The sequence below is a fragment of the Brachybacterium atlanticum genome, assembly GCF_025669985.1.
In the GTDB taxonomy this organism is placed as follows: domain Bacteria; phylum Actinomycetota; class Actinomycetes; order Actinomycetales; family Dermabacteraceae; genus Brachybacterium; species Brachybacterium conglomeratum.
This window is the reverse complement of record NZ_JAKJJW010000008.1, coordinates 1-18563: the sequence shown is the minus strand read 5'-3', so window position 1 is coordinate 18563 and position 18563 is coordinate 1. Positions and strand designations below refer to the sequence as shown.

The 18563-nt window shown below is 73.4% G+C and carries 19 protein-coding genes; 5 read left to right on the top strand and 14 right to left on the bottom strand.

All coding sequences use genetic code 11. The features are described from left to right. Window positions 1–435: 435 nt before the first annotated feature. The 6 genes from ccsB to L3K22_RS05535 form a co-directional block, all read right to left on the bottom strand. On the bottom strand, window positions 436–1590 hold the full coding sequence (ccsB, locus tag L3K22_RS05560; RefSeq protein ID WP_263310523.1) for a c-type cytochrome biogenesis protein CcsB: 1155 nt from the start codon (window positions 1588–1590) through the stop codon (window positions 436–438). Continuing rightward, entirely contained in the window at window positions 1587–3368 is a 1782-nt protein-coding gene (gene resB / locus L3K22_RS05555; RefSeq protein WP_263310522.1) for a cytochrome c biogenesis protein ResB, read from the bottom strand. The genes ccsB and resB overlap by 4 nt, the downstream gene beginning before the upstream one ends. Continuing rightward, window positions 3368–4189, bottom strand: coding sequence for a cytochrome c biogenesis CcdA family protein (locus L3K22_RS05550; protein WP_263310521.1), 822 nt, complete (start codon window positions 4187–4189; stop codon window positions 3368–3370). The genes resB and L3K22_RS05550 overlap by 1 nt, the downstream gene beginning before the upstream one ends. Further along, on the bottom strand, window positions 4186–4785 hold the full coding sequence (locus L3K22_RS05545; protein ID WP_263310520.1) for a TlpA family protein disulfide reductase: 600 nt from the start codon (window positions 4783–4785) through the stop codon (window positions 4186–4188). The genes L3K22_RS05550 and L3K22_RS05545 overlap by 4 nt, the downstream gene beginning before the upstream one ends. Further along, complete coding sequence (locus L3K22_RS05540) at window positions 4782–5429, bottom strand: histidine phosphatase family protein (protein ID WP_263310519.1); 648 nt, start codon at window positions 5427–5429, stop codon at window positions 4782–4784. The genes L3K22_RS05545 and L3K22_RS05540 overlap by 4 nt, the downstream gene beginning before the upstream one ends. Before the next feature lie 69 nt (window positions 5430–5498). Then, window positions 5499–6104: a MarR family winged helix-turn-helix transcriptional regulator gene (locus tag L3K22_RS05535; protein WP_263310518.1), complete on the bottom strand. Its 606-nt coding sequence runs from the start codon at window positions 6102–6104 to the stop codon at window positions 5499–5501. A gap of 132 nt (window positions 6105–6236) precedes the next feature. Here L3K22_RS05535 and L3K22_RS05530 point away from each other — a divergent pair, with 132 nt between their 5' ends. Both L3K22_RS05530 and L3K22_RS05525 read left to right on the top strand, forming a co-directional pair. Further along, window positions 6237–6767, top strand: coding sequence for a YceI family protein (locus tag L3K22_RS05530; RefSeq protein ID WP_263310517.1), 531 nt, complete (start codon window positions 6237–6239; stop codon window positions 6765–6767). 117 nt (window positions 6768–6884) lie between these two features. Then, window positions 6885–7190: a glutaredoxin family protein gene (locus L3K22_RS05525; protein WP_263310516.1), complete on the top strand. Its 306-nt coding sequence runs from the start codon at window positions 6885–6887 to the stop codon at window positions 7188–7190. A gap of 176 nt (window positions 7191–7366) precedes the next feature. Here L3K22_RS05525 and L3K22_RS05520 read toward each other — a convergent pair whose 3' ends face one another. From L3K22_RS05520 to L3K22_RS05505, 4 genes are all read right to left on the bottom strand, one after another. Then, complete coding sequence (locus L3K22_RS05520; protein ID WP_019174583.1) at window positions 7367–7465, bottom strand: 30S ribosomal protein bS22; 99 nt, start codon at window positions 7463–7465, stop codon at window positions 7367–7369. A 153-nt stretch (window positions 7466–7618) separates the two neighbouring features. After that, window positions 7619–9295, bottom strand: a complete 1677-nt coding sequence (locus L3K22_RS05515) for a dynamin family protein (RefSeq protein WP_263310515.1) — start codon at window positions 9293–9295, stop codon at window positions 7619–7621. Then, window positions 9292–11058, bottom strand: coding sequence for a dynamin family protein (locus L3K22_RS05510; protein ID WP_263310514.1), 1767 nt, complete (start codon window positions 11056–11058; stop codon window positions 9292–9294). The genes L3K22_RS05515 and L3K22_RS05510 overlap by 4 nt, the downstream gene beginning before the upstream one ends. 145 nt (window positions 11059–11203) lie before the next feature. Continuing rightward, on the bottom strand, window positions 11204–12463 hold the full coding sequence (locus tag L3K22_RS05505) for an acetoin utilization protein AcuC (protein WP_263310513.1): 1260 nt from the start codon (window positions 12461–12463) through the stop codon (window positions 11204–11206). A gap of 101 nt (window positions 12464–12564) precedes the next feature. On the opposite strand from L3K22_RS05505, the gene L3K22_RS05500 reads away from it, so the two are divergent. Both L3K22_RS05500 and L3K22_RS05495 read left to right on the top strand, forming a co-directional pair. Then, entirely contained in the window at window positions 12565–13980 is a 1416-nt protein-coding gene (locus L3K22_RS05500; RefSeq protein ID WP_263310512.1) for a TrkH family potassium uptake protein, read from the top strand. A 74-nt stretch (window positions 13981–14054) separates the two neighbouring features. After that, window positions 14055–14720, top strand: a complete 666-nt coding sequence (locus tag L3K22_RS05495; RefSeq protein WP_263310511.1) for a potassium channel family protein — start codon at window positions 14055–14057, stop codon at window positions 14718–14720. A gap of 478 nt (window positions 14721–15198) precedes the next feature. Here L3K22_RS05495 and proC read toward each other — a convergent pair whose 3' ends face one another. After that, entirely contained in the window at window positions 15199–16038 is an 840-nt protein-coding gene (proC, locus tag L3K22_RS05490) for a pyrroline-5-carboxylate reductase (protein WP_263310510.1), read from the bottom strand. A 64-nt stretch (window positions 16039–16102) separates the two neighbouring features. Next, a complete protein-coding gene (locus L3K22_RS05485) occupies window positions 16103–17017 on the bottom strand; it encodes a DUF368 domain-containing protein (RefSeq protein WP_263310509.1) in 915 nt (304 codons plus the stop codon). A 48-nt stretch (window positions 17018–17065) separates the two neighbouring features. Between L3K22_RS05485 and L3K22_RS05480 the strand changes: the two genes are divergently transcribed. Further along, complete coding sequence (locus L3K22_RS05480; protein ID WP_263310508.1) at window positions 17066–17575, top strand: P-loop nucleotide/nucleoside kinase family protein; 510 nt, start codon at window positions 17066–17068, stop codon at window positions 17573–17575. 36 nt (window positions 17576–17611) lie between these two features. On the opposite strand, the gene L3K22_RS05475 is transcribed toward L3K22_RS05480, so the two are convergent. Continuing rightward, a complete protein-coding gene (locus L3K22_RS05475) occupies window positions 17612–17872 on the bottom strand; it encodes a hypothetical protein (protein ID WP_263310507.1) in 261 nt (86 codons plus the stop codon). Then, window positions 17869–18563 (bottom strand): PDDEXK-like endonuclease domain-containing protein (locus tag L3K22_RS05470; RefSeq protein WP_505661134.1); only part of this gene is annotated, 695 nt, incomplete at its 5' end. The genes L3K22_RS05470 and L3K22_RS05475, both read right to left, overlap by 4 nt.

The window sequence follows — 18563 nt, the reverse complement described above, 5'->3', positions numbered from 1 at the left end:
AGTCGCCTCGGCGATCCGCGCTTCGGCGCGTCGCATGCCGTGTCCTGCCGACCGGACCGGTCACCGGGTGTCTGCCGCGACCGCTCTGCGAAGCTCTGCCGAGCTCTCCCCCGGAGTCGATCGACGCCAGGTACCAGAAAGGTGGTACTCCACGTCGACCAACTGCACGTGCGCAGGTACCGACCCCGGCCGCACCACCGCTGCACAGACTTGATCGACGTCAGGTACCAGGAAGCTGGTACCTGACGTCGATCAACTCGTCGCGCTGCGGCCCTGGCCTCGTCCGCACTGCGGCGGCCGGAAACACTTCGACGATCCGTTCCAGGTCCTGGAACGGATCGTCGATGAACTGCTCGCGCGGGCAGAGCCAGGACCGGAGCACCGGCCGAGGCCGGAGAATCAACCGAGGCCGGACGGCCTCCCCTGGCCGCAGTCTCAGCCGAGACCGGAGTAGGAGTGCAGGCCGTTGATCACCGTGTTCACGATCGTGTAGTTGAAGACCACGGCGACGAAGCCGGCCAGGGCCAGGCCCGCTGCACGGGAGCCGCGGAAGCCGCCGGTGGCGCGGGCGTGGAGGTAGGCCGCGTAGATCACCCAGATGATGAACGTCCACACCTCCTTGGGGTCCCAGCCCCAGAAGCGGCCCCAGGCCTCGCGCGCCCAGATCGCCCCGAAGATCAGGGTGAAGGTCCAGCACACGAACGCGACCGAGTGGATGCGGAAGCTCAGCGCCTCGAGGGAGGACGAGGAGGGCAGGCGGTCCAGCACGTGCCCGAAGCGGCCCCAGTGCTCGGGGAACTCCTCGGTCGCGGCACGCTCGGCGAGGACGCGCTCGTGCTTCGCCTGGAGCAGCTGCATCGAGGCGACGACCGCGCCGAGGATCGACAGCGCCGTCGCCATGATCGCGACGCCGATGTGGATGTAGATCCAGTGGGAGTTCTGGAGGCTCGGGGTGAGCTCGGCAGCGGGCACGATCCAGAACGTCTGCGCGAGCAGCAGCACGAGCAGCACGGGGCCGACGACGAAGGTGCCCAGCGCCCGCAGCTCCGTGCGGCGCACGCTGAAGGCGAGGAAGGCGACCATCACGATCGCGGTGGAGGTGGTCGCGAACTCGTACATGTTCGCCCACGGGACGCGCTGGGTGGCAAGCGCACGGGAGATCACGCCGATCAGGTGCAGCACGGTCGCGGCGGAGGCCAGCAGGAAGGCGAAGCGCTGCGCGGACATGCCGCCGGACGCGGCGGGAGCCTCCCCCGCGGTGCCCGTACCGGCGGTGCCCGGGGCGAGGGAATCCGAGCCGCCGGCGCCGGAGCCTGTGGAGCCGGCGCTCGCTGCGCCGGGGCGAGCGACCACCGCGGTGCCGCCCACGGCGGTCGCCCCCGCCGCCTCGGCGCCCGAGGCGCCGACGCTCGCGGGGCTCATTTCCCTCTCCTGCGCCTCCTTTCGCTCCTGGGCGGCGAGGCGGGCGTCGCTGCGGCGCTGGGAGGACGAGGCAAGATCGGCGCCGAAGCCGATCAGGGCGAGCACGTAGAGCACGATCGTCACCACGATGGCGAGGTTCGAGAGCTCTGCCAGCTGCTGGTTGATCACTGGGCACTTCCTTCTCGGGGTCCGCCCGAGGCGTCCGCCTCGGGGTGCCCGGACGGTGCGGCGTCCGGGAGCCGTTGTCCATCGTGCGCCTCCGAGAGCCGGGACGCCAGGGCCTTCACGTCGTCCGCGAGCGCGGGATCGTCGCTGCGGGCGAGCCCGGCGACCTCGAGCACGGTCGTGCCGCCCTGCTCCCGCACCCGCACCCACAGGCGCCGGCGCGGCACGAACAGGGAGAGGATCAGGCCGCCGACGGCGACCAGCGCGCTGATCAGGATCCAGCGCTCGAAGGGGTTGTGGGCGATGTCGAAGGCGGCGTAGCGCTTCAGCCCGTCGAAGCTGACGGTGGTGCCGTCGGCGAGGCTGTACTCCTGGCCGGGGTACAGCCGGATCAGCACCGGGTCGCCGTCCTCCCCCGGGACCTGGGTGAGGGTGGTGAGGTCCACCTCGTAGGCGTTCTGCGGCACGCCGGAGTCCAGGCCCAGGTCGCCCTGGTAGACGGTGAGGGCGAGCTGCGGGTCCAGCGCGTCGGGGTAGAGGGAGCGCGGTCCCTGCTCGTCGATGGTGCCGGTGGGCAGGAAGAAGCCGACCACGGCGGTCTGCTCGGGCTGGGCGTCGGGCGCCTTGAGCACCACCTGGGAGGTGTAGTTCGTGTCCCCCATCGGGACGGTGATCAGCGGCCCCTCGGCGACGACGGTGCCCTCGGGGTCGGTCACCGTGATCTCGGGGGCGTAGCCGTTGCCGAGCAGGTACATCGACGCGCCCGGGACGTGCAGGGGCTTGTTGACCTGGACCGTGCGGGACTCCTGCTCCTGACCGGGGGTGGTCACCTGCACGTCGGCCTCGAAGGAGCGCGGCTCGCCGACCTTCCCCGCCTCGCCGGGCTGGACGTAGGTGGCGCGGAAATCCTCGAGGGTGAAGCGGAAGTCGGGCAGGTCGTTCTCGTCGAACCAGGCCCCGGACTCGAAGGAGTCGTACTGGGTCAGGGAGTTCGCGAAGCCGCCGCCCTCGACCACCGTGACCTGTCCGCGGTAGCTGGTCAGGGTGCCGCCGGCGATGCACACCAGCACGCCGACCAGCGCGATGTGGAACAGGAGGTTGCCGGTCTCGCGCAGCAGCCCCCGCTCGGCGCTGACGGAGCGGCCGGCCTTCTCCTCGCGCACCTCGGTGCGGTAGCGGGAGCGGCGCAGGCTGCGATGGGCCGTCTCGATCAGGGAGTCGGCCTGCGCGCCGGGCAGCTCGAGGCGGGTGTACCCGGTGAAGCGGGTCAGACGGGAGGGGGTGCGGGGCGGCTTCGCGCGCAGCTGCCTCAGGTGCACGCCGACGCGCGGGACGATGCAGCCGATCAGGGAGATGAACAGCAGCAGGTAGATCGCGGAGAACCACGGCGAGGAGAAGACCTCGAAGAAGCCCAGCGCGTCCAGGATCTCGCCCCAGCGGCCGTTCTCCTCGAGGAACTGCTCGGTCAGGGCCGGGTTCACGCTGCGCTGCGGGTAGAGCGAGCCGGGGATCGCGGCGACGGCCAGCAGCATGAGCAGCACGAGCGCCGTCTGCATGGAGGTCAGCTGCCGCCACAGGAACAGCAGCGTGCCGCGCAGGCCCAGGGAGGGCACGGCGGCGCGCTTCCCGTCGACCTCGGGCTTGCTGGACCAGCTGCCGGACTCCGACGGGCCCGTGCCGGATCCGCTCGCCTCGGCGCCTGCCTCGGCGGGGCCCGTGCCGGGACGCTCTGCGTCGTCGGTCCGGACGCCGCGGTCCGGACGGGGGTTCTTCTCGCTCATCACACCACCGGTTCGAAGGTCGCGATCAGGCCCTGCAGCTCGCTCATCCAGCTCGCCCACACCCCGGTCATCAGGAGCACGCCGATCGCGATCAGCAGCGCGCCGGAGAGCAGGCCGATGCTGCGGCGGTGGGCCGACAGCTTCCTGCTCAGCCCGAGCGCGCGCTCGAACAGCAGCGCGAAGAGCACGAAGGGGATGCCGAGGCCCAGGGAGTAGGCCAGCGCCAGGACGCCGCCGCGCACGGCCGCGCCGTCGCCGCCGCCGTCCAGGGACAGCGCCACGATGGCGGCGTAGGTGGGGCCGATGCAGGGGGTCCAGCTCAGGCCGAACACCAGCCCCATCAGCGGTGCGCCGAGCAGGCCCGCGTCGGGCTTCTTCGAGGAGATCGGCTTCGTGGCCGACAGCCCCGGGATCAGGCCCATGAACACCAGGCCCATGACGATCACGATCGCGCCGGCGACGCGGTTGATCCACACGGCGTGCTCCTGGAGGAGGTAGCCGACGGCGCCGGCGAAGCCGCCGAGCGCCATGAACACCACCGCGAAGCCGGCCACGAACAGCAGGGAGCCGGCGAGCATCCGCCCGGTGCCGGGCCGCTGCGGGCGGGCGGCGCGGCGGCCGGTGCCCTTCGCGGCGGGAGCGGGGCCGGGGCCCTGTCCGGCGAGGCCCGAGACGTACCCGAGATAGCCGGGGACCACCGGCAGCACGCACGGCGAGAGGAAGGCGACCAGGCCCGCTGCGGCGGCGACGGCGATCGCGAGCAGCAGCGATCCGGACAGGGCGGTCGCCTGGAAGGCGGCCCCGATCTCGGCGAGCATCATTCGGCGACCACCGCGTCGATCATCGCGCGGAGCACGGAGGGGTCGGCGGCGCCGGAGATGCGGGCGGCGACGCGCCCCTCGCGGTCGAGCACGAGCGTGGAGGGGACGGCGTTCGGGGCGACCTGGCCGCGCAGGGCGTACATGATCTCCGCGCTGGTGTCGGGCACGGAGGGGTAGGTGATCCCGTACTTCTCCTCGAAGGCCTGCGCGGGGCCGGCGGCGTCGCGCACGTTGATGCCGAGGAAGGAGACGCCCTTCTCGGCGTACTCCTCGTGGATGGCCTGGAGGTCCGGGGCCTCCTTGCGGCAGGGCGGGCAGGAGGCGTACCAGACGTTCAGCACGAGCACCTCGCCGCGGGTGTCCGCGAGGTCGACCGGCTCCTCGTCGAAGGTGGTGCCGGTGAAGGCGATCGCCTCGCCGCGCTCGGCGGCGGGGATCTCGACCGAGACGCCGTCACCGGAGACGTAGCCGGCCTCCCCGGAGGCGTAGCGGTCGGAGGTGTCGGTCCCGCAGGCGGCCAGCAGCACGCCCAGCGGCGCCGCGGCGGCCACGCGGAGGAGGCCGCGCCGGCTCGGGACGGGGCGCGGGGTCCTCATGTGAGCTTCCCTCCGGTCGCGTCGACGGCGCCTTCGTAGAGGGCGGCGGCGGGCTCGGCGTAGCCGACGTCCGACAGGTGCGGGCCGACGAAGCGCAGGCTCGTCACCGAGCAGAGGCCGCACTCGCGCCGGCGCGGGTCGTGGAACAGGGGCTTGCCCTCGGCGCTGCGCCGGGTGACCCAGATCGGCAGCTGGTGCAGGACCAGCACGGCCTCGCGTCCCTCGGCCTCGGCGCGGGCCTCGTGCACGGCGGAGACCACGCGCGCGACCTGCTCCCGGTAGGGCTCGCCCCAGGAGGGGCGGAAGGGGTTGACGAACCAGCGCCAGTTGCGCGGGTCGGTGAGCTTCGCGTCGCCGTGGCCCATGCGCTGGCCCTCGAAGCGGTTGCCCGATTCGATGAGGCGTTGGTCCGTCGAGATCTCGAGGTCGTGCGCGGCGGCGATCGGGGCGGCGGTCTGCTGGGCGCGCAGCAGCGGCGAGGAGCGCACGAGGGCGACGTCGGCGCCGGCGAGGTGCTCGCCGACGCGCTGCGCCATCTGCTCACCACGGGCGCTGAGCCGGTATCCTGGCAGGCGCCCGTACAGGATGCGCTCCGGGTTGTGCACCTCGCCGTGGCGGACGAGGTGCACCGTGGTGGTGGTCATCGCTGGGGGCTCCCTCTCGCTGTCGCAGGCTCTCGCGAGCCGCCTCACGGTACCAACCCCACCTCCGGATCAGCTCCGAGCCGGGGCGTCCTCGTGAGGTGCCGGACATCCGACGGCGATCGGGGCGTCCTCCGCGATGGTCCGGCCGAGGATCCTGCCGAGCTCGAGCAGGTCGTCGTGGCCGATGACGTCCAGCAGGAGATCGCGGACGGAGCGCACGTGCGTGGGCGCGGCGCGCTCGAGGAGGGCCTGGCCCTCGGCGGTCAGCTGGGCCTGTCGGCCGCGACCGTCGGAGGAGCAGCGCACGCGCTCGACGAGGCCCCGCTTCTCCATGCGGGTGATGGTGTGGGTGAGGCGGGAGCGGGAGTGGACGACCTTGTCGGCCAGCTCGGACATGCGCAGGAACCCGCCCTCGGCCTCGTTCAGGCGCACCAGGATCTCGTACTCCCCCAGCGCCAGGCCGATCTCGGGGTCGGACTGCAGCGCGTCGCCGAACCGGTCGGTGAGCAGGGTGGTGGCGTAGAGGAAGGTGCGCCACGCCTCCTGCTCCTTCGCCGTCAGCCACAGCTCCTCGGGCGTCGAGGCGCGGTCCGCCTCGTCCTGCGCGCCATCGACCGCGGGGCTCACCGAAGCCGCCGCGACCGCCTGCTCCTCGCTTGACGTCGTGTCATGCATCACGTTTCCTCTTTCCGGGGACTCTTCCTCTTGCCATCATCCCCCATTTTAGTTTAGCTTTCAAGCAATACGGTGCGGAACAGCCCGACCGCCGCCCGTCACCACCGGACCACCACCAGAAGGAGACATCCCATGAGCGACCTCACCCCCGGCACCTGGACCCTCGACCCCGCCCACACCTCCGTGGCGTTCACCGTGCGCCACGCCGGCATCTCGAAGGCCCGCGGCCAGTTCACCGATGTCGAGGGCGAGCTCGTCGTCGCCGAGGGCGGCGAGGACCTGGCCTTCACCGCGACCTTGAAGACCGAGTCGGTCTCCACCTCCAACCCCGACCGCGACGCGCACCTCAAGAGCGCCGACTTCTTCGACGTCGAGAACAACCCGACGATCACCTTCCGCTCCACCGAGCTCAAGGGCGACACCCTCCACGGCGAGCTGACCATCAACGGCATCACCAAGCCGGTCGAGCTCGACTTCGCCTACGAGGGCGCCGCGACCGATCCCTTCGGCGTCTACCGCGCGGGCTTCACCGGCGAGACCACCATCTCCCGCAAGGAGTTCGGCCTGACCTGGAACGCCGCCCTCGAGGCCGGTGGCGTGCTCGTCGCCGACTCCGTGAAGATCTCCATCGAGGCCGAGTTCACCGCGCCGACCGCGGCCTGATCTCCTGCTCTCCGGGGCGCCCCGCGCCGCCTGGTCCGACGGGCCGTCCGCTGCATGCGGGCGGCCCGTCGTCGTCCCCGTCATCCGTCCGCTCCTCCGCCCGATATGGTGCCGCTCATGACCTCGCAGCACGTCCCCTCCCCCAGCGATCCCGACGCCCGCGTCCTGTACCTCACGCGGGAGGGCTGCCATCTGTGCGACGACGCGCTGCCGGTGGTGCGGGCCGAGGCCGATCGCGCCGGCACCGCCGTCGAGGTGCGGGACATCGACGCCGACGAGCGTCTGCGCGAGCAGTGGGATCACGACGTGCCGGTCATCATCGTGGACGGGAAGGTCCACGCCCGCTACCGGGTCGATGCTGAGCAGCTGCGCACCGCGCTGCGCCGTTGGCCCTGGTGGCGCCGCCTCGCCGGCCGCGCCTGAGGATCGCGGCAGGGCGCCGGCGCCCGCCGGCCGCGGCCCACGGCCCGCGCGGTCGCGGCCCACGGGCCCCGTTCCCGAGGCGCGCACCGGACCGGCCGCATGCCCGCCCGACCGGCAGCGCCTGACATGCGAGAGCCCCCGCCATGCGGCGGGGGCTCTCGCATGTCAGGCGTCGCTCACTTCTTGTTGCGGCGCTGGTGACGGGTCTTGCGAAGCAGCTTGCGGTGCTTCTTCTTGGACATGCGCTTGCGTCGCTTCTTGACGACAGAACCCATAGGTAGCCTCTGTTCTGCAGGACGAGCCTGCGGTGTGATGCTGCGGATCTCAGATGCGCGGCCGGTCAGCGTGCGGGGCAGGCTGAGCAGTCTCCCGGGCCGACGCCCGGCCGACGCCACGGTCGACGATCCACTCTACACCGTCCCGCCGCCTCACTCACCGTGCGCGCGTGCGAGATCGCTCGCAGCCTGCCGTGCCCGGTGCAGCGTCTCGTCGACCGGCTCGACGACGAGGTCCTGCGCGGTCTCCCGCACCCGGGCGGTGAGCAGGCGCCGGGCCCGACGACGGTGCCACGCGCCGCTCATCGCGGCGATCGCGGAGCCTGCGACCCCCAGCAGGATCCCCGCCGCGATCGCGAGGACCAGCATCACCGTGGGCAGGGGGATCGGGATCCACAGCTCCTCGACCATCGGCATCGGCGGCGGGGGCACCCCGAGGAAGGCGAGCGCGGCGTTCAGGCCCAGCCAGCCGAGGCCCACCACGCCGATCAGCAGCGCGAGCCACTGCAGCACGTCCAGCACCCGCCACCACCAGGAGGTCTCCCCCGCGCGGAGGTCCGCCTCCGCGACCGCCTGGTCCAGGGCGTCCGGGAGCGCCTCCTCCTCGGAGCGGGCCGCGGCGCGGACGGCGGCGCGCCAGGGATCGCTGCCGCCGGCGGAGGCGTCGTCGGCGAATCGGCGCACGCCCCCGGAGGCGCGCGCGGAGGCCGCGGCGTCCGGGGCGGGCAGGGAGGTGCGCTCGAGGCCCTCCCCGTCGCGACCTCGGCCGATGCCGAGCCGGGCCAGGGGGTCCGCGCGCACGGAGCGGATCCAGCGCAGCGGCGGCCAGCCGACGCGGCGCGCCGCCCGATGGCGGTAGGAGCCGCCGACGGCGCGCGCGACGGGCTCGACCCGGGCGGCGAGGGAGAGGTCCCGGGCGAGGGTGTCGATCGCGGCGGGGCTCGAGCGCTCGGCCATGCCGCCGGGATCCGCGGCCTCGCGCAGCCGTGCGGCGGCTCCGCGCACGTCGGCCCGGTGCCGCTCGACCACGGCCTCGCGGCTGCGGGCGATGCCGAGCAGGTGCTCGCGCAGCTCCTCGATCCCCTCCCCGGTCTCGGCGGAGGCGGCGAGGACGGGCGCGCTCCCGAGCCCGTCGGCGCGGGCGATCGCGGCGAGGGAGGCGAGCACACCCTCGCGCTCGGCCTCGCGGAGCCGGTCCACCTGGTTCAGGACCAGCACGGTGACGGCGTCGTGGCCGGCGAAGGGACGCACGAACTCGTGGTGCAGCAGCGCGTCGGCGTACTTCTGCGGGTCGGTGACCCAGACGATCACGTCGACCATCCCGGTCATGCGCTCGGCGATGTCGCGGTGGGCGGACTCGACCGAGTCGAGGTCCGGCAGATCCAGCAGCACGACGCCGGGAGTGCCGGCGTCGGTGCGGCGGGCACGACGGCCGCGGGCAGGCTTGTCGGCCGCCCGGGCCAGCGCCGTGCCCTCGTCGAGGGCGTGGCGCTCCTCGACCTCGAGCCAGTCCAGCAGCGCCTCGCTGCCCGCGTCGCCGAGCACGGCGGCGAGCGGCGCGGAGGTGGTGGGGCGGCGCACCGCCGCGCGGGCCACGTCCTTGCCGATCAGGGCGTTCAGCAGCGAGGACTTCCCGGAGCCGGTCGCGCCGAACAGTCCGATCACGGTGTGCTCGGCGGAGAGGGCGCGGCGGCGGTCGATCCTCTCCAGCAGCTCGGTCGTTCCGGTAAGGGCCTCGCCAGGGGCGATCCCGTCGAGCGCGGCGAGCGCCCGGTCCAGGGCGTCGAGCCGCTCGTGCAGCGGGGTGGTGCGGGGGCGGCGGAGGCTCATCGGGTCTCCTCCCGGATGTCGCGGGCGAGGGCGGCGAGCGCCTCGGCGTCGGCCTCGAGCTCCTCCGCGGCGTCGTCGTCGCCGAGCGCGTCGAGCCGGTCGAGGAAGGGGGCGGAGCGCTCGGCGACCAGGGCGTCGAGCCGGCCGGTGAGCGACTCCCGGGCGGCCTTCGCCATGCGCCTGACCGCCTCGTCGCCGAAGATCGCCTCGAGCAGCCGCTGGCCGACGACGGCGGTCGCGGCCCCGGCGCCGACCTCGAGGCCGGTGGGGATGAAGGCGGTGGAGGCGAAGACGACGACCATCAGCGCGACGCCGACGACGTTCACGCCGAGGGAGAGCACCCGCGCCTTCGTGCGGCGGTCGGCGCCCTCGGCACGGACCAGCTCGAGCACGTCGCCCTGCCAGGCGCGCACTGCGGCGCGGACCTGCTCGGGGTAGCCCTCGTCGATCCGGGTGAGGTCCTGGCCCTCGGCGAGGAAGCGTCCGGCGGCGCTCGCGCGCCAGGCGGCGTCGGCCCGCTCGGCGCCGCGCGCCGTCTCGTCGACGACGACGTGGACGAGTCCGCTGCCGAGCGCCTGCTCGGCCTCGACCGCGGGGGCGGGGCGGCCCGAGAGCATCTGGCCGAGGCGGTCCCGGGCGCGGGTCACGAAGGACTCCACGCCGCGGAAGAACTCGCCGGTCCCCACCACGTCCTGCCAGCGGGCGAGCACCTCGCCGCGCAGCAGGGAGCCGTCGCCGAGGGCGGCGTCGATCCGCTCCCGGGAGCCGGAGAACGCGGCCACGGCCTCCTCGCGCAGCCGCCGGCGCTCGTCGTCCTGGAGCGCGGCGTGCTCGGCGATGTCGTGGGCGGAGGCGGCGAGGCCGTCGACGGCGCCGGCGAGGGTGCGCCGGGCGATGCGGCGCCGTCCCTCCCCGTCGGCCGCGAGCGCGGCGAAATGCGCGGCGAGCTCGGCGATCACCTCGGGCGGGAGCATGCCGTCGTCGTCGATCGTGGTCTCGGGGACCAGGAAGAGTCGGTCCACCTCGACGCCCTGCCGCTCGAGCATGGAGGTGAGGTCGGCGGCGAGCTCCTCGGCCACGCCGTCGCGGTCCGGGATGCGGTTCATGACCACGTCGACGGTCACGTCACGCTCGGCGGCGGTGCGCAGCACCTCCCAGGGCACGGCATCGGCGTAACGGTTGGCGGTGGTGACGAAGAGCCACAGGTCCGCGGCGCGCAGCAGCTGCCGGGCGAGCTCGCGATTGCCCTTCGCGACCGAGTCGATGTCAGGGGCGTCCAGCAGCGCGAGGCCCTGCGGGATCCGCTCCTCGGCGTGGAGGGCCAGCGAGGTCGCGGGGTCCACGTCGCCGGTGGTGTCCTGCGCCCCGGGCGCCTCGGCATCGGCGGCGCCGGGGCTCGTGCCTCCGTGGACGCGGGCGAGGCCGGGGAGGATGCGGGTGCCGGTGAACCAGGGCTCGTCGGCCGGATGGTGGAGGAGCACGGGCCGGCGCGTGGTGGGGCGGATCGCGCCGGAGCGGCTGACCGGTGCGCCGACCAGGGCGTTGACGAGCGTGGACTTGCCGGCGCCGGTGGAGCCGCCGATCACGACCAGCAGCGGCGCGTCGAGGGAGGCCAGGCGGGGGGTGACGTGGTCGGCGAGCTGGGAGAGGGCGGCGCTGGCCTCGGTGCGGGCGGCCTCGGCGCCCTCGACGGGCAGCGGCAGCGTGAGCGTGCGCAGGTGCTCCGCGAAGGTGTCGAGCACCTGGGTGGTCCGATCGGTCATGGCTCCCCCGGGATGGTCGAGTGCGGGCCCCGGGCACGGGGCGCCTGCACGTCATTGTGGCAGGTCGTCGGGAGCGTCGTCCCTGGAACCCGGGTCGTGCCGGCGAGGCGGGGCCGACGGATCGGCCGGCCCGTCCCGGGACCGCTCAGTCCAGGAAGGGGTGCAGTCCCCACTCGGGGAAGGCGCCGCGGCGCGCTGCCTGGACCGCCCGGTCGAGCGGGTCCTCGGGGTCGAAGCCGTGCTCCCAGTCGCGCACGGCCAGGGGGCGGTCGTCGCCGAAGCGCCGCACCGACGGCTCCGGTGAGAGGCCGTGCTCGGTGCGGGCGCGGTCGGCCGCCTCGACGAACTCCTGCGGCAGCGGGGCGGCCGGGTCGATCGGCTCGCCCGTCGCGACCGCGAGCAGGTGGGTCCAGGAGCGCGGGACCACGTCGATCACCGCGTACCCGCCGCCGCCGAGGGCGAGCCAGCGCCCGCCGCACACCTCGTCGGCCAGCTCCTTCATCAGCATCATCACCTCGCGCTGCGCCTCGAGGGTGACGGAGAAGTCGGCCAGCGGGTCGCTGCGGTGGGTGTCGGCGCCGTGCTGGGTGACCAGCAGCGTGGGCTTCACCGCCCGGACCAGGGCGGGGACCGTCGCACGGATCGCCCGCACCCAGCCGTCGGCCGTGGTGCGGGGCGGGAGCGGGACGTTGATCGCGGTGCCCTGCGCGGAGGGTCCGCCGGTGTCCTGGACGAAGCCGGTGCCGGGGAAGAGCCTCTCCCCCGTCTCGTGGATCGAGAGGGTCACGGCGCGCGGCTCGCCCCACAGGGCGCGCTCGACGCCGTCGCCGTGGTGGACGTCGACGTCGACGTACATCACCCGCTCCTCGCCCGCGTCCAGGGCCCGGCGCACAGCGAGGGCGGCATCGTTGTAGACGCAGAAGCCGGAGACGCTGGTGGGCTTGGCGTGATGCATGCCGCCGGCGACGTTGACCGCGCTGCGCACGTGGCCGGCGAGGATCGCGTCGACCGCGGCGAGGGAGCCGCCGGCGATGCGGGCGGAGGCGGTGTGCATGCCGGAGAAGGGCGGGACGTCGTCGCCGCCGATGCCGAAGGAGATCAGCTCGTCGAGGTCCTCGGCGGTCAGCCCCTCGAAGCCGGGCGAAGACCGCCTGACCGCCTGGACCAGGGCGGGGTCGTGGACGGTCTGGAGCTCCTCGTCGCTCGCGACGGGGGCGGGCAGGGTCCGCACGCACTCGCGGTCCAGCACCCCGGCCGCGCCCGCGAGGATCCGGGTGAGCGTGAGCCGGATCGGGGCCATCGGATGGTAGGGCCCGAAGTCGTACTCGCACAGGGCGTCGTCCCAGACGATCCCGATGCCGTCGGGGGCGGGGACCTGGGCAGGGGCGGGCACGTCGGCGGGCATGGGGTGAGCGTACCGATGATCGCGAGGGACGGGTGTTCGCGCGGGACGGGTCTAGACTGCCGCGGACGCGACCGCCGGTCGCCACGAGGACGAGGGATGCGATGACCGAACGGGGTACCCGGCCCACCCGCCGGCGGCTGTCCGGCCCTGCCCCGCGCGCCCGCCGGCAGGGCCTGCGCGATCACGCCAGGTCGCTGTCCAAGGCGACCCCGGCCCGTATTGCGCTGGGCGTGTTCACCCTGCTGATCGGCGTGTTCACGGCGCTCCTCTCGCTGCCGATCGCGACGCGCGACGGTCAGGGCACCGACCTCATCGACGCACTGTTCACCGCCGTCTCCGCGATCTGCGTGACCGGCCTCGTCACCGTCGACACCGGCACCCACTGGTCGACCTTCGGGCTGACCGTGATCATGGTCGCGGTGAAGCTCGGCGGCCTGGGGCTGATGACCGTCGCCTCCCTGCTGAGCATCTCGGTGATGCACCGGCTCGGTCTCGCCCAGCGGGTGATCACCGCGCAGGAGACCCGCGCCGAGCGGCTCGCCGAGGTGGGCGGGGTGCTGCGGGTCATCCTCATCACCTCCACCGCCTTCGAGATCGCGACCTTCGTGGCCCTGACCCCGTACATGTTCGTCACCGAGCACGGGGTCGGGGAGTCGCTGTTCCTGGGTCTGTTCTATGCGATCAGCGCCTTCAACAACGCGGGCTTCGTGCCCGAGGCCGCGGGCACCGCGCAGTACCTCGGCGACCCGTTCTTCACCATCCCGATCGGTCTCGCCGTGCTGGTCGGCTCCCTCGGCTTCCCCGTGATCCTGGTGGTGGTGCGGAAGCTGCGCACCCCGCGGAAGTGGAGCGTCCACGCGAAGCTGACCCTCACCACGACGGCGCTGCTGCTGGTGGTCGGGTTCGGCGGCTATCTCACGATGGAGTGGTCCAACCCCGCCACCCTGGGGAACGAGGACGTGGGCACGAAGGTGCTCGCCGCCGGGTTCGCCGCGATCATGCCGCGATCAGGTGGCTTCGCGACGCTGGACGTGGGCCAGCTGACCACCGAGTCGCGCCTGCTGACGGACCTGCTGATGTTCATCGGCGGCGGCTCCGGCTCCACTGCGGGCGGCATCCGTGTGACGACCTTCGCGCTGCTGATGCTGTCGATCTGGGCGGAGATCCGGGGCAACCCCGACGTCGAGGTGTTCGGCCGGCGCATCCCCCACGACACGATCCGCCAGGCCATCGGCGTGCTCGTCATGAGCGCCGCGATCGTGTTCGCGGCGTCCTTCGTGCTGCTGCGGATGACCCCGTACTCGCTGGACCAGGTGCTCTTCGAGTCGCTGTCCGCCTTCGGCACCGTGGGGCTGTCCACCGGGATCACCCCGTCGCTGCCCACCGAGGCGAAGGCCGTCCTCGCGGCGTGCATGTACGTGGGACGACTCGGGCCGATGGCCCTGGGTGCCGCCCTCGCCGTCCGTTCCCGGGTGCGGATGATCCAGTACCCCGAGGAGCGGCCGATCGTGGGCTGAGCCCCGACGCGGACCGGCCTAGACTGAGCCGGCCCGACTCGATCCCCGACCGCGCCCGACCTGAAGGAGCCGACATGCCCCGCACCGCCCGCGACGAGGGCGCCCTCGTGATCGGCCTGGGCCGCTTCGGCGCCGCGATCGCCCTGACCCTCGAGAAGCTCGGCACGCAGGTGCTCGCGATCGACACCGATCCGGACCTCGTCCAGAAGTACTCCGGCCAGCTCACCCACGTGGTGAGGGCCGATGCGACCCAGCCCGAGGTGCTCGAGCAGGTCGGTGCCGGCGGCTTCCGCACCGCGGTGGTGGGCGTGGGCACCTCGATCGAGTCCAGCGTGCTGATCGCGACGAACCTCGTGGACCTCGGCAAGCCCGTGATCTGGGCGAAGGCGATCTCCCCCGCCCACGGCCGGATCCTGCAGCGCATCGGCGCCCACCACGTCGTCTACCCCGAGGCCGATGCCGGCAAGCGCGTGGCGCACCTGGTCAACGGCCACCTCATGGACTTCATCGAGTTCGACGACGACTTCGCGATCGTGAAGATGCGCCCGCCGCGCGAGGTGCAGGGCATGACCCTCGCCGACTCCGACATCCGCAAGCGCTTCGGCGTGACCGTGGTGGGCGTGAAGTCACCGGGCAAGGACTTCACCTATGCGGTGCCGGAGACGGTGGTCGCCGCGCACGACCTGCTCATCGTCTCCGGCCGCACGGGCCAGATCGAGAAGTTCTCCCAGCGCGCCTGATCCCCACGGGCACCATGCGCGCCGACCAGGGCGAGCACCGGCTCTCCCGGGCCTGGGCCAGTGCTTCCGGGGCCGGACCGGCCGTGGCAGGTCCGCTTCGGGCCTGGCGTGGCGGGGTGTGGTCAGGTGCCGGCGCGTGGCGTGCCTCTATGCCTATATCGGCGTAGTGGTACGCCACGCGCCAGCAGCTGACCATCTGACGGTGTCGCGGCCTGAGGGCCAACGGTGACCGGTGCCGACGGGACGTCGGTGACACGCTGCGGCATATGTGCCACAGCGTGCCGCCAGGAGCCTGTCCACCACAGTCCTCCCCACAGCACCCGGTCCCGCCCCTCCCCTCAGGCGGCCGTGCGCGACGGTCGGAGCTCAGCCAGCACCCTCCCTGCTGATCTCCTGCCGCTCGCAAGCTCGCAGCACGTCGATCAGCCAGCACCCTCCCCGCTGATCTCCTGCCGCTCGCAAGCTCGCAGCACGTCGATCAGCCTTTGCTCATCGCGCGGGAGGAGTCGGCCGCGGCGGCCATGGCGGCGGCGACGCCGGCGCGCACGCCCTCCCGCTCGAGGGCGGCGAGGCCCTGCACGGTGGTGCCGCCGGGGCTGGAGACCGCGTTCTTCGCGACGGCCGGGTGGGTGCCGCTCTCGGTGAGCATGGTCGCGGCGCCGCGCACCGTCTGCTGCACGAGGGAGGCGGCGAGGTCGCGCTTCAGCCCGAGCCGCACTGCCTCGTCGGTCATCGCCTCGATGATCGTGAACACGAAGGCGGGCATCGAGCCGGCGGTGCCGATGAAGGCGTGGACCTGCTCCTCGGTGATGTCCACGGCCACGCCGGCGCTCGAGAACAGGGCGTGCAGCAGCGCATGCTGCTCGTCGGAGACGGCGTCGCCGCGCATGAGGCCCACAGCCCCCTCCCCCACCGAGATGGGGGTGTTCGGCATGGCACGGGCGACGGCGGCGCCCGACGGGAGCGCGTCCTGGATCTGCGCGAGGGTGGTGCCGGCGGCGAGGGAGAGCACCACAGCGCCGCCGGGGAGGTCATCCCGCAGCTCGGCGACGAGGTCGAGGATCTGGTAGGGCTTCACGCCGAGGACGACGACGTCGGCGCCCTCGACCGCGTCGGCCCGGGAGGCGGTGGCGGTCGCGCCGAGCTCCTCCGCGGCGCGCTCGCTGCTGGCCGGGCTCGAGTTCGCGATCCGCAGGTTCTCGGGACGCACCCCGGCGTCGAGCATGGTGCTGCCGACGGGTCCGCCCATGTTCCCGGCCCCGATCAGGGCGACGCGGACGGCGGAGAGGTCGATGCTGTCGGTGCTCGTGTCAGTCATGCCGCCAGGGTACGGCGCAGGCGTCGGACCGTGGGGGCCGTCCCGGCGCGCGCCCTCGGGCCTACTACGCACGGGCGGCGAGGCGGGACTCGACGATGACGAGCAGCTGCACGGCCGCCACGCCGACGAGGGCGAGGAGCAGCATCAGCGGCCAGTCCGCGCCCGGACGCTGCAGGGCGCCCGAGACGTCCTGCCACGGCCAGAGGCTGCGCAGGGCGCCGATCATGACGCCTGCGAGCACCACCATCGTGCCGCGGTGGTGACGGGTCAGCAGGATCCGCATGAGCTTCACGATGACCACGAGCCCCACGAGGGCCCACAGCCCGAACCACGCGATGTAGCCGAGGTCCCGCTGGTCCACGGCCTGCAGGGTGGGCTGGTAGAGGCCGATGCTCAGCAGCAGGAAGGATCCCGAGACGCCGGGCAGCACGAGCGCGCACACGGCGATCGCGGCGGCGGGGGCGACCACCCACGGGCTCGGCTCGAGGGAGGTCGAGGGCAGGGAGGCCAGCAGCAGCCCGCCGACCGCGCCGAGGGCGAACAGGCCGAGCTCCGCTCCGCGCCACGCCCCGCCGGAGAGCCGCACTGGCACCAGCACGGAGCCGGCGACGAGGCCGAGGAACAGGGCGCGCATCGTCTCGGGGTGGTCCTCGACGAGACCTGCGATAGGCCCGGCGATGGTGAGGACGGCGGCCGCCATGCCGACCAGCAGCGGAAGCACGAGCAGCCAGTTCACGCCGCGCAGCTGCTCACGCGCTCCGACGACGCGCTCCGGCCCGGTCACGAGGCGACGGGCGGCGGCGGTGATCCGGTGCCCCGCCTCGATCAGCTCGTCGTAGATCCCGGTGACCAGCGCCACGGTGCCGCCGCTGACGCCGGGCACGGTCTCGACCACCCCGATCAGCGCGCCGCGCAGGAGGTTCCCGAGCGGATTGCGGTGGCGCGGGAGGTCGGTGTCGGCGGCGGCGGTGTCCGTCATGGCCCGAGCCTACGGAGGCGCAGCGCCAGCACCGATATCGTCGACGGCGTGAGTGACGCATCCGGCCCCGATACCGCTCGACCGCGTCTTCATCTCCTGTGCGGTCTGGTCGGTTCGGGGAAGTCCACCCTCGCCCGCCGCCTGGAGGCGGAGTCGCCCGCAGTGCGCCTGACGCTGGACGAGTGGATGCTGCGTCTGAATCCGGAGCTCACCGTGGAGGACACGGCGTACGGCGAGCGAGCGGCCGTCGTGAGGGCACTGCTGGGCGACATCGCCGAGCAGGTGCTGCGCACGGGGAGCAACGCGATCCTGGACTGGAACGCCTGGTCGCGGGAGCGCCGGGCCGACGGGATCGCGCGGGCCCGACGGGCCGGCGCCGAGGTGCTGCTGCACCGTCTGACGACCCCGCTCGAGGAGTCCACCCGACGGGCCCGAGCCCGGACCGAGGCGGGCACGGCGTATGCACATGAGGTGGAGCTGGCGGGGAACACCCACCTGGCCGGTCTGATCGAGGAGCCTTCGGAGGACGAGGGACTTCGCCTGATCGTCCATCCCTGACCGAGTCGGGCACCCAGCGCCCGTTCGTGCACCGCCTCAGCACCCCCAGTGCGGGGGCACGTCGCCGCTGAGGCGGGCGTCGTTGGACTCGTCGGCCCCGGGCTCGGGGGCGTCCTCGGCGAGGCGGTCCGGGAGCACCTTCGGCTCCTTCCCGCGGGAGGCGGCGGGGGTGGACGCGTCCTGCGCCTCCCAGTCGATCGGCTTACCGGTGACGGAGGAGACGACGACCCGGCGGGCGGGCCTCGCCGCTCTCCCGCGGGCCGACGCTTCCCCGTCGGCCGGGGAGCCGGTGCTCACTGCCGCTCCTGGTAGCGGCGGATCGCGCTGGAGACGGAGACATCCAGCAGCACGGAGCGCTGCTCGAAGCCGAGGAAGCTGCGCACCTCGGTGGCCAGGTGCTCCTCGAGCCGGGCGCGGCCATCGGAGCAGATGTACTCCACCACCGCGTCGAAGTCGTCGCTGGAGTAGAAGCTCAGCGGATGACCGGCAGGAATCTGGGGGCGGGGCAGGCGATGGCGGATCGTGCCGACGCCGGAGGGCGAGTCGGAGCTCTCCTCCTCCTGGACCAGGCGCAGCGCCCGGTCCAGGGCGCGACGGATCCGCTCGGCCTCCCCGTCGGGGTCGATGAACAGGGCCCAGGACCACACGCGCTCGGTCGCCCAGCCGGCGGCCTCGAGGCGCTCGGCCCGCAGCCGGTCGCGCTCGCGCTGGCTGGGGGTGTCGACGTAGTGGGCGCCGTCGGTGTCCACGGCCAGCAGGAGTCGGCCGGGCATGTCCGGGTGGCCGAGCGCGAGCTCGATCCGGTCCGCGGACAGGCCGAAGTCGCGCTCGACCAGCAGGCCGAGCCGGCGCAGGCGGTCGGCGAGGTCCTGGACGAGGGCGTCGGTCTCGAGCTCGCGCGGGGCCCGCTCGGCCTCCGGCTCGGGCCGCGCGGCGGCGGGCTCATCGGCGTCGGACGCCGCCTCGGCGCCCGCGGGCGCGCCGGAGC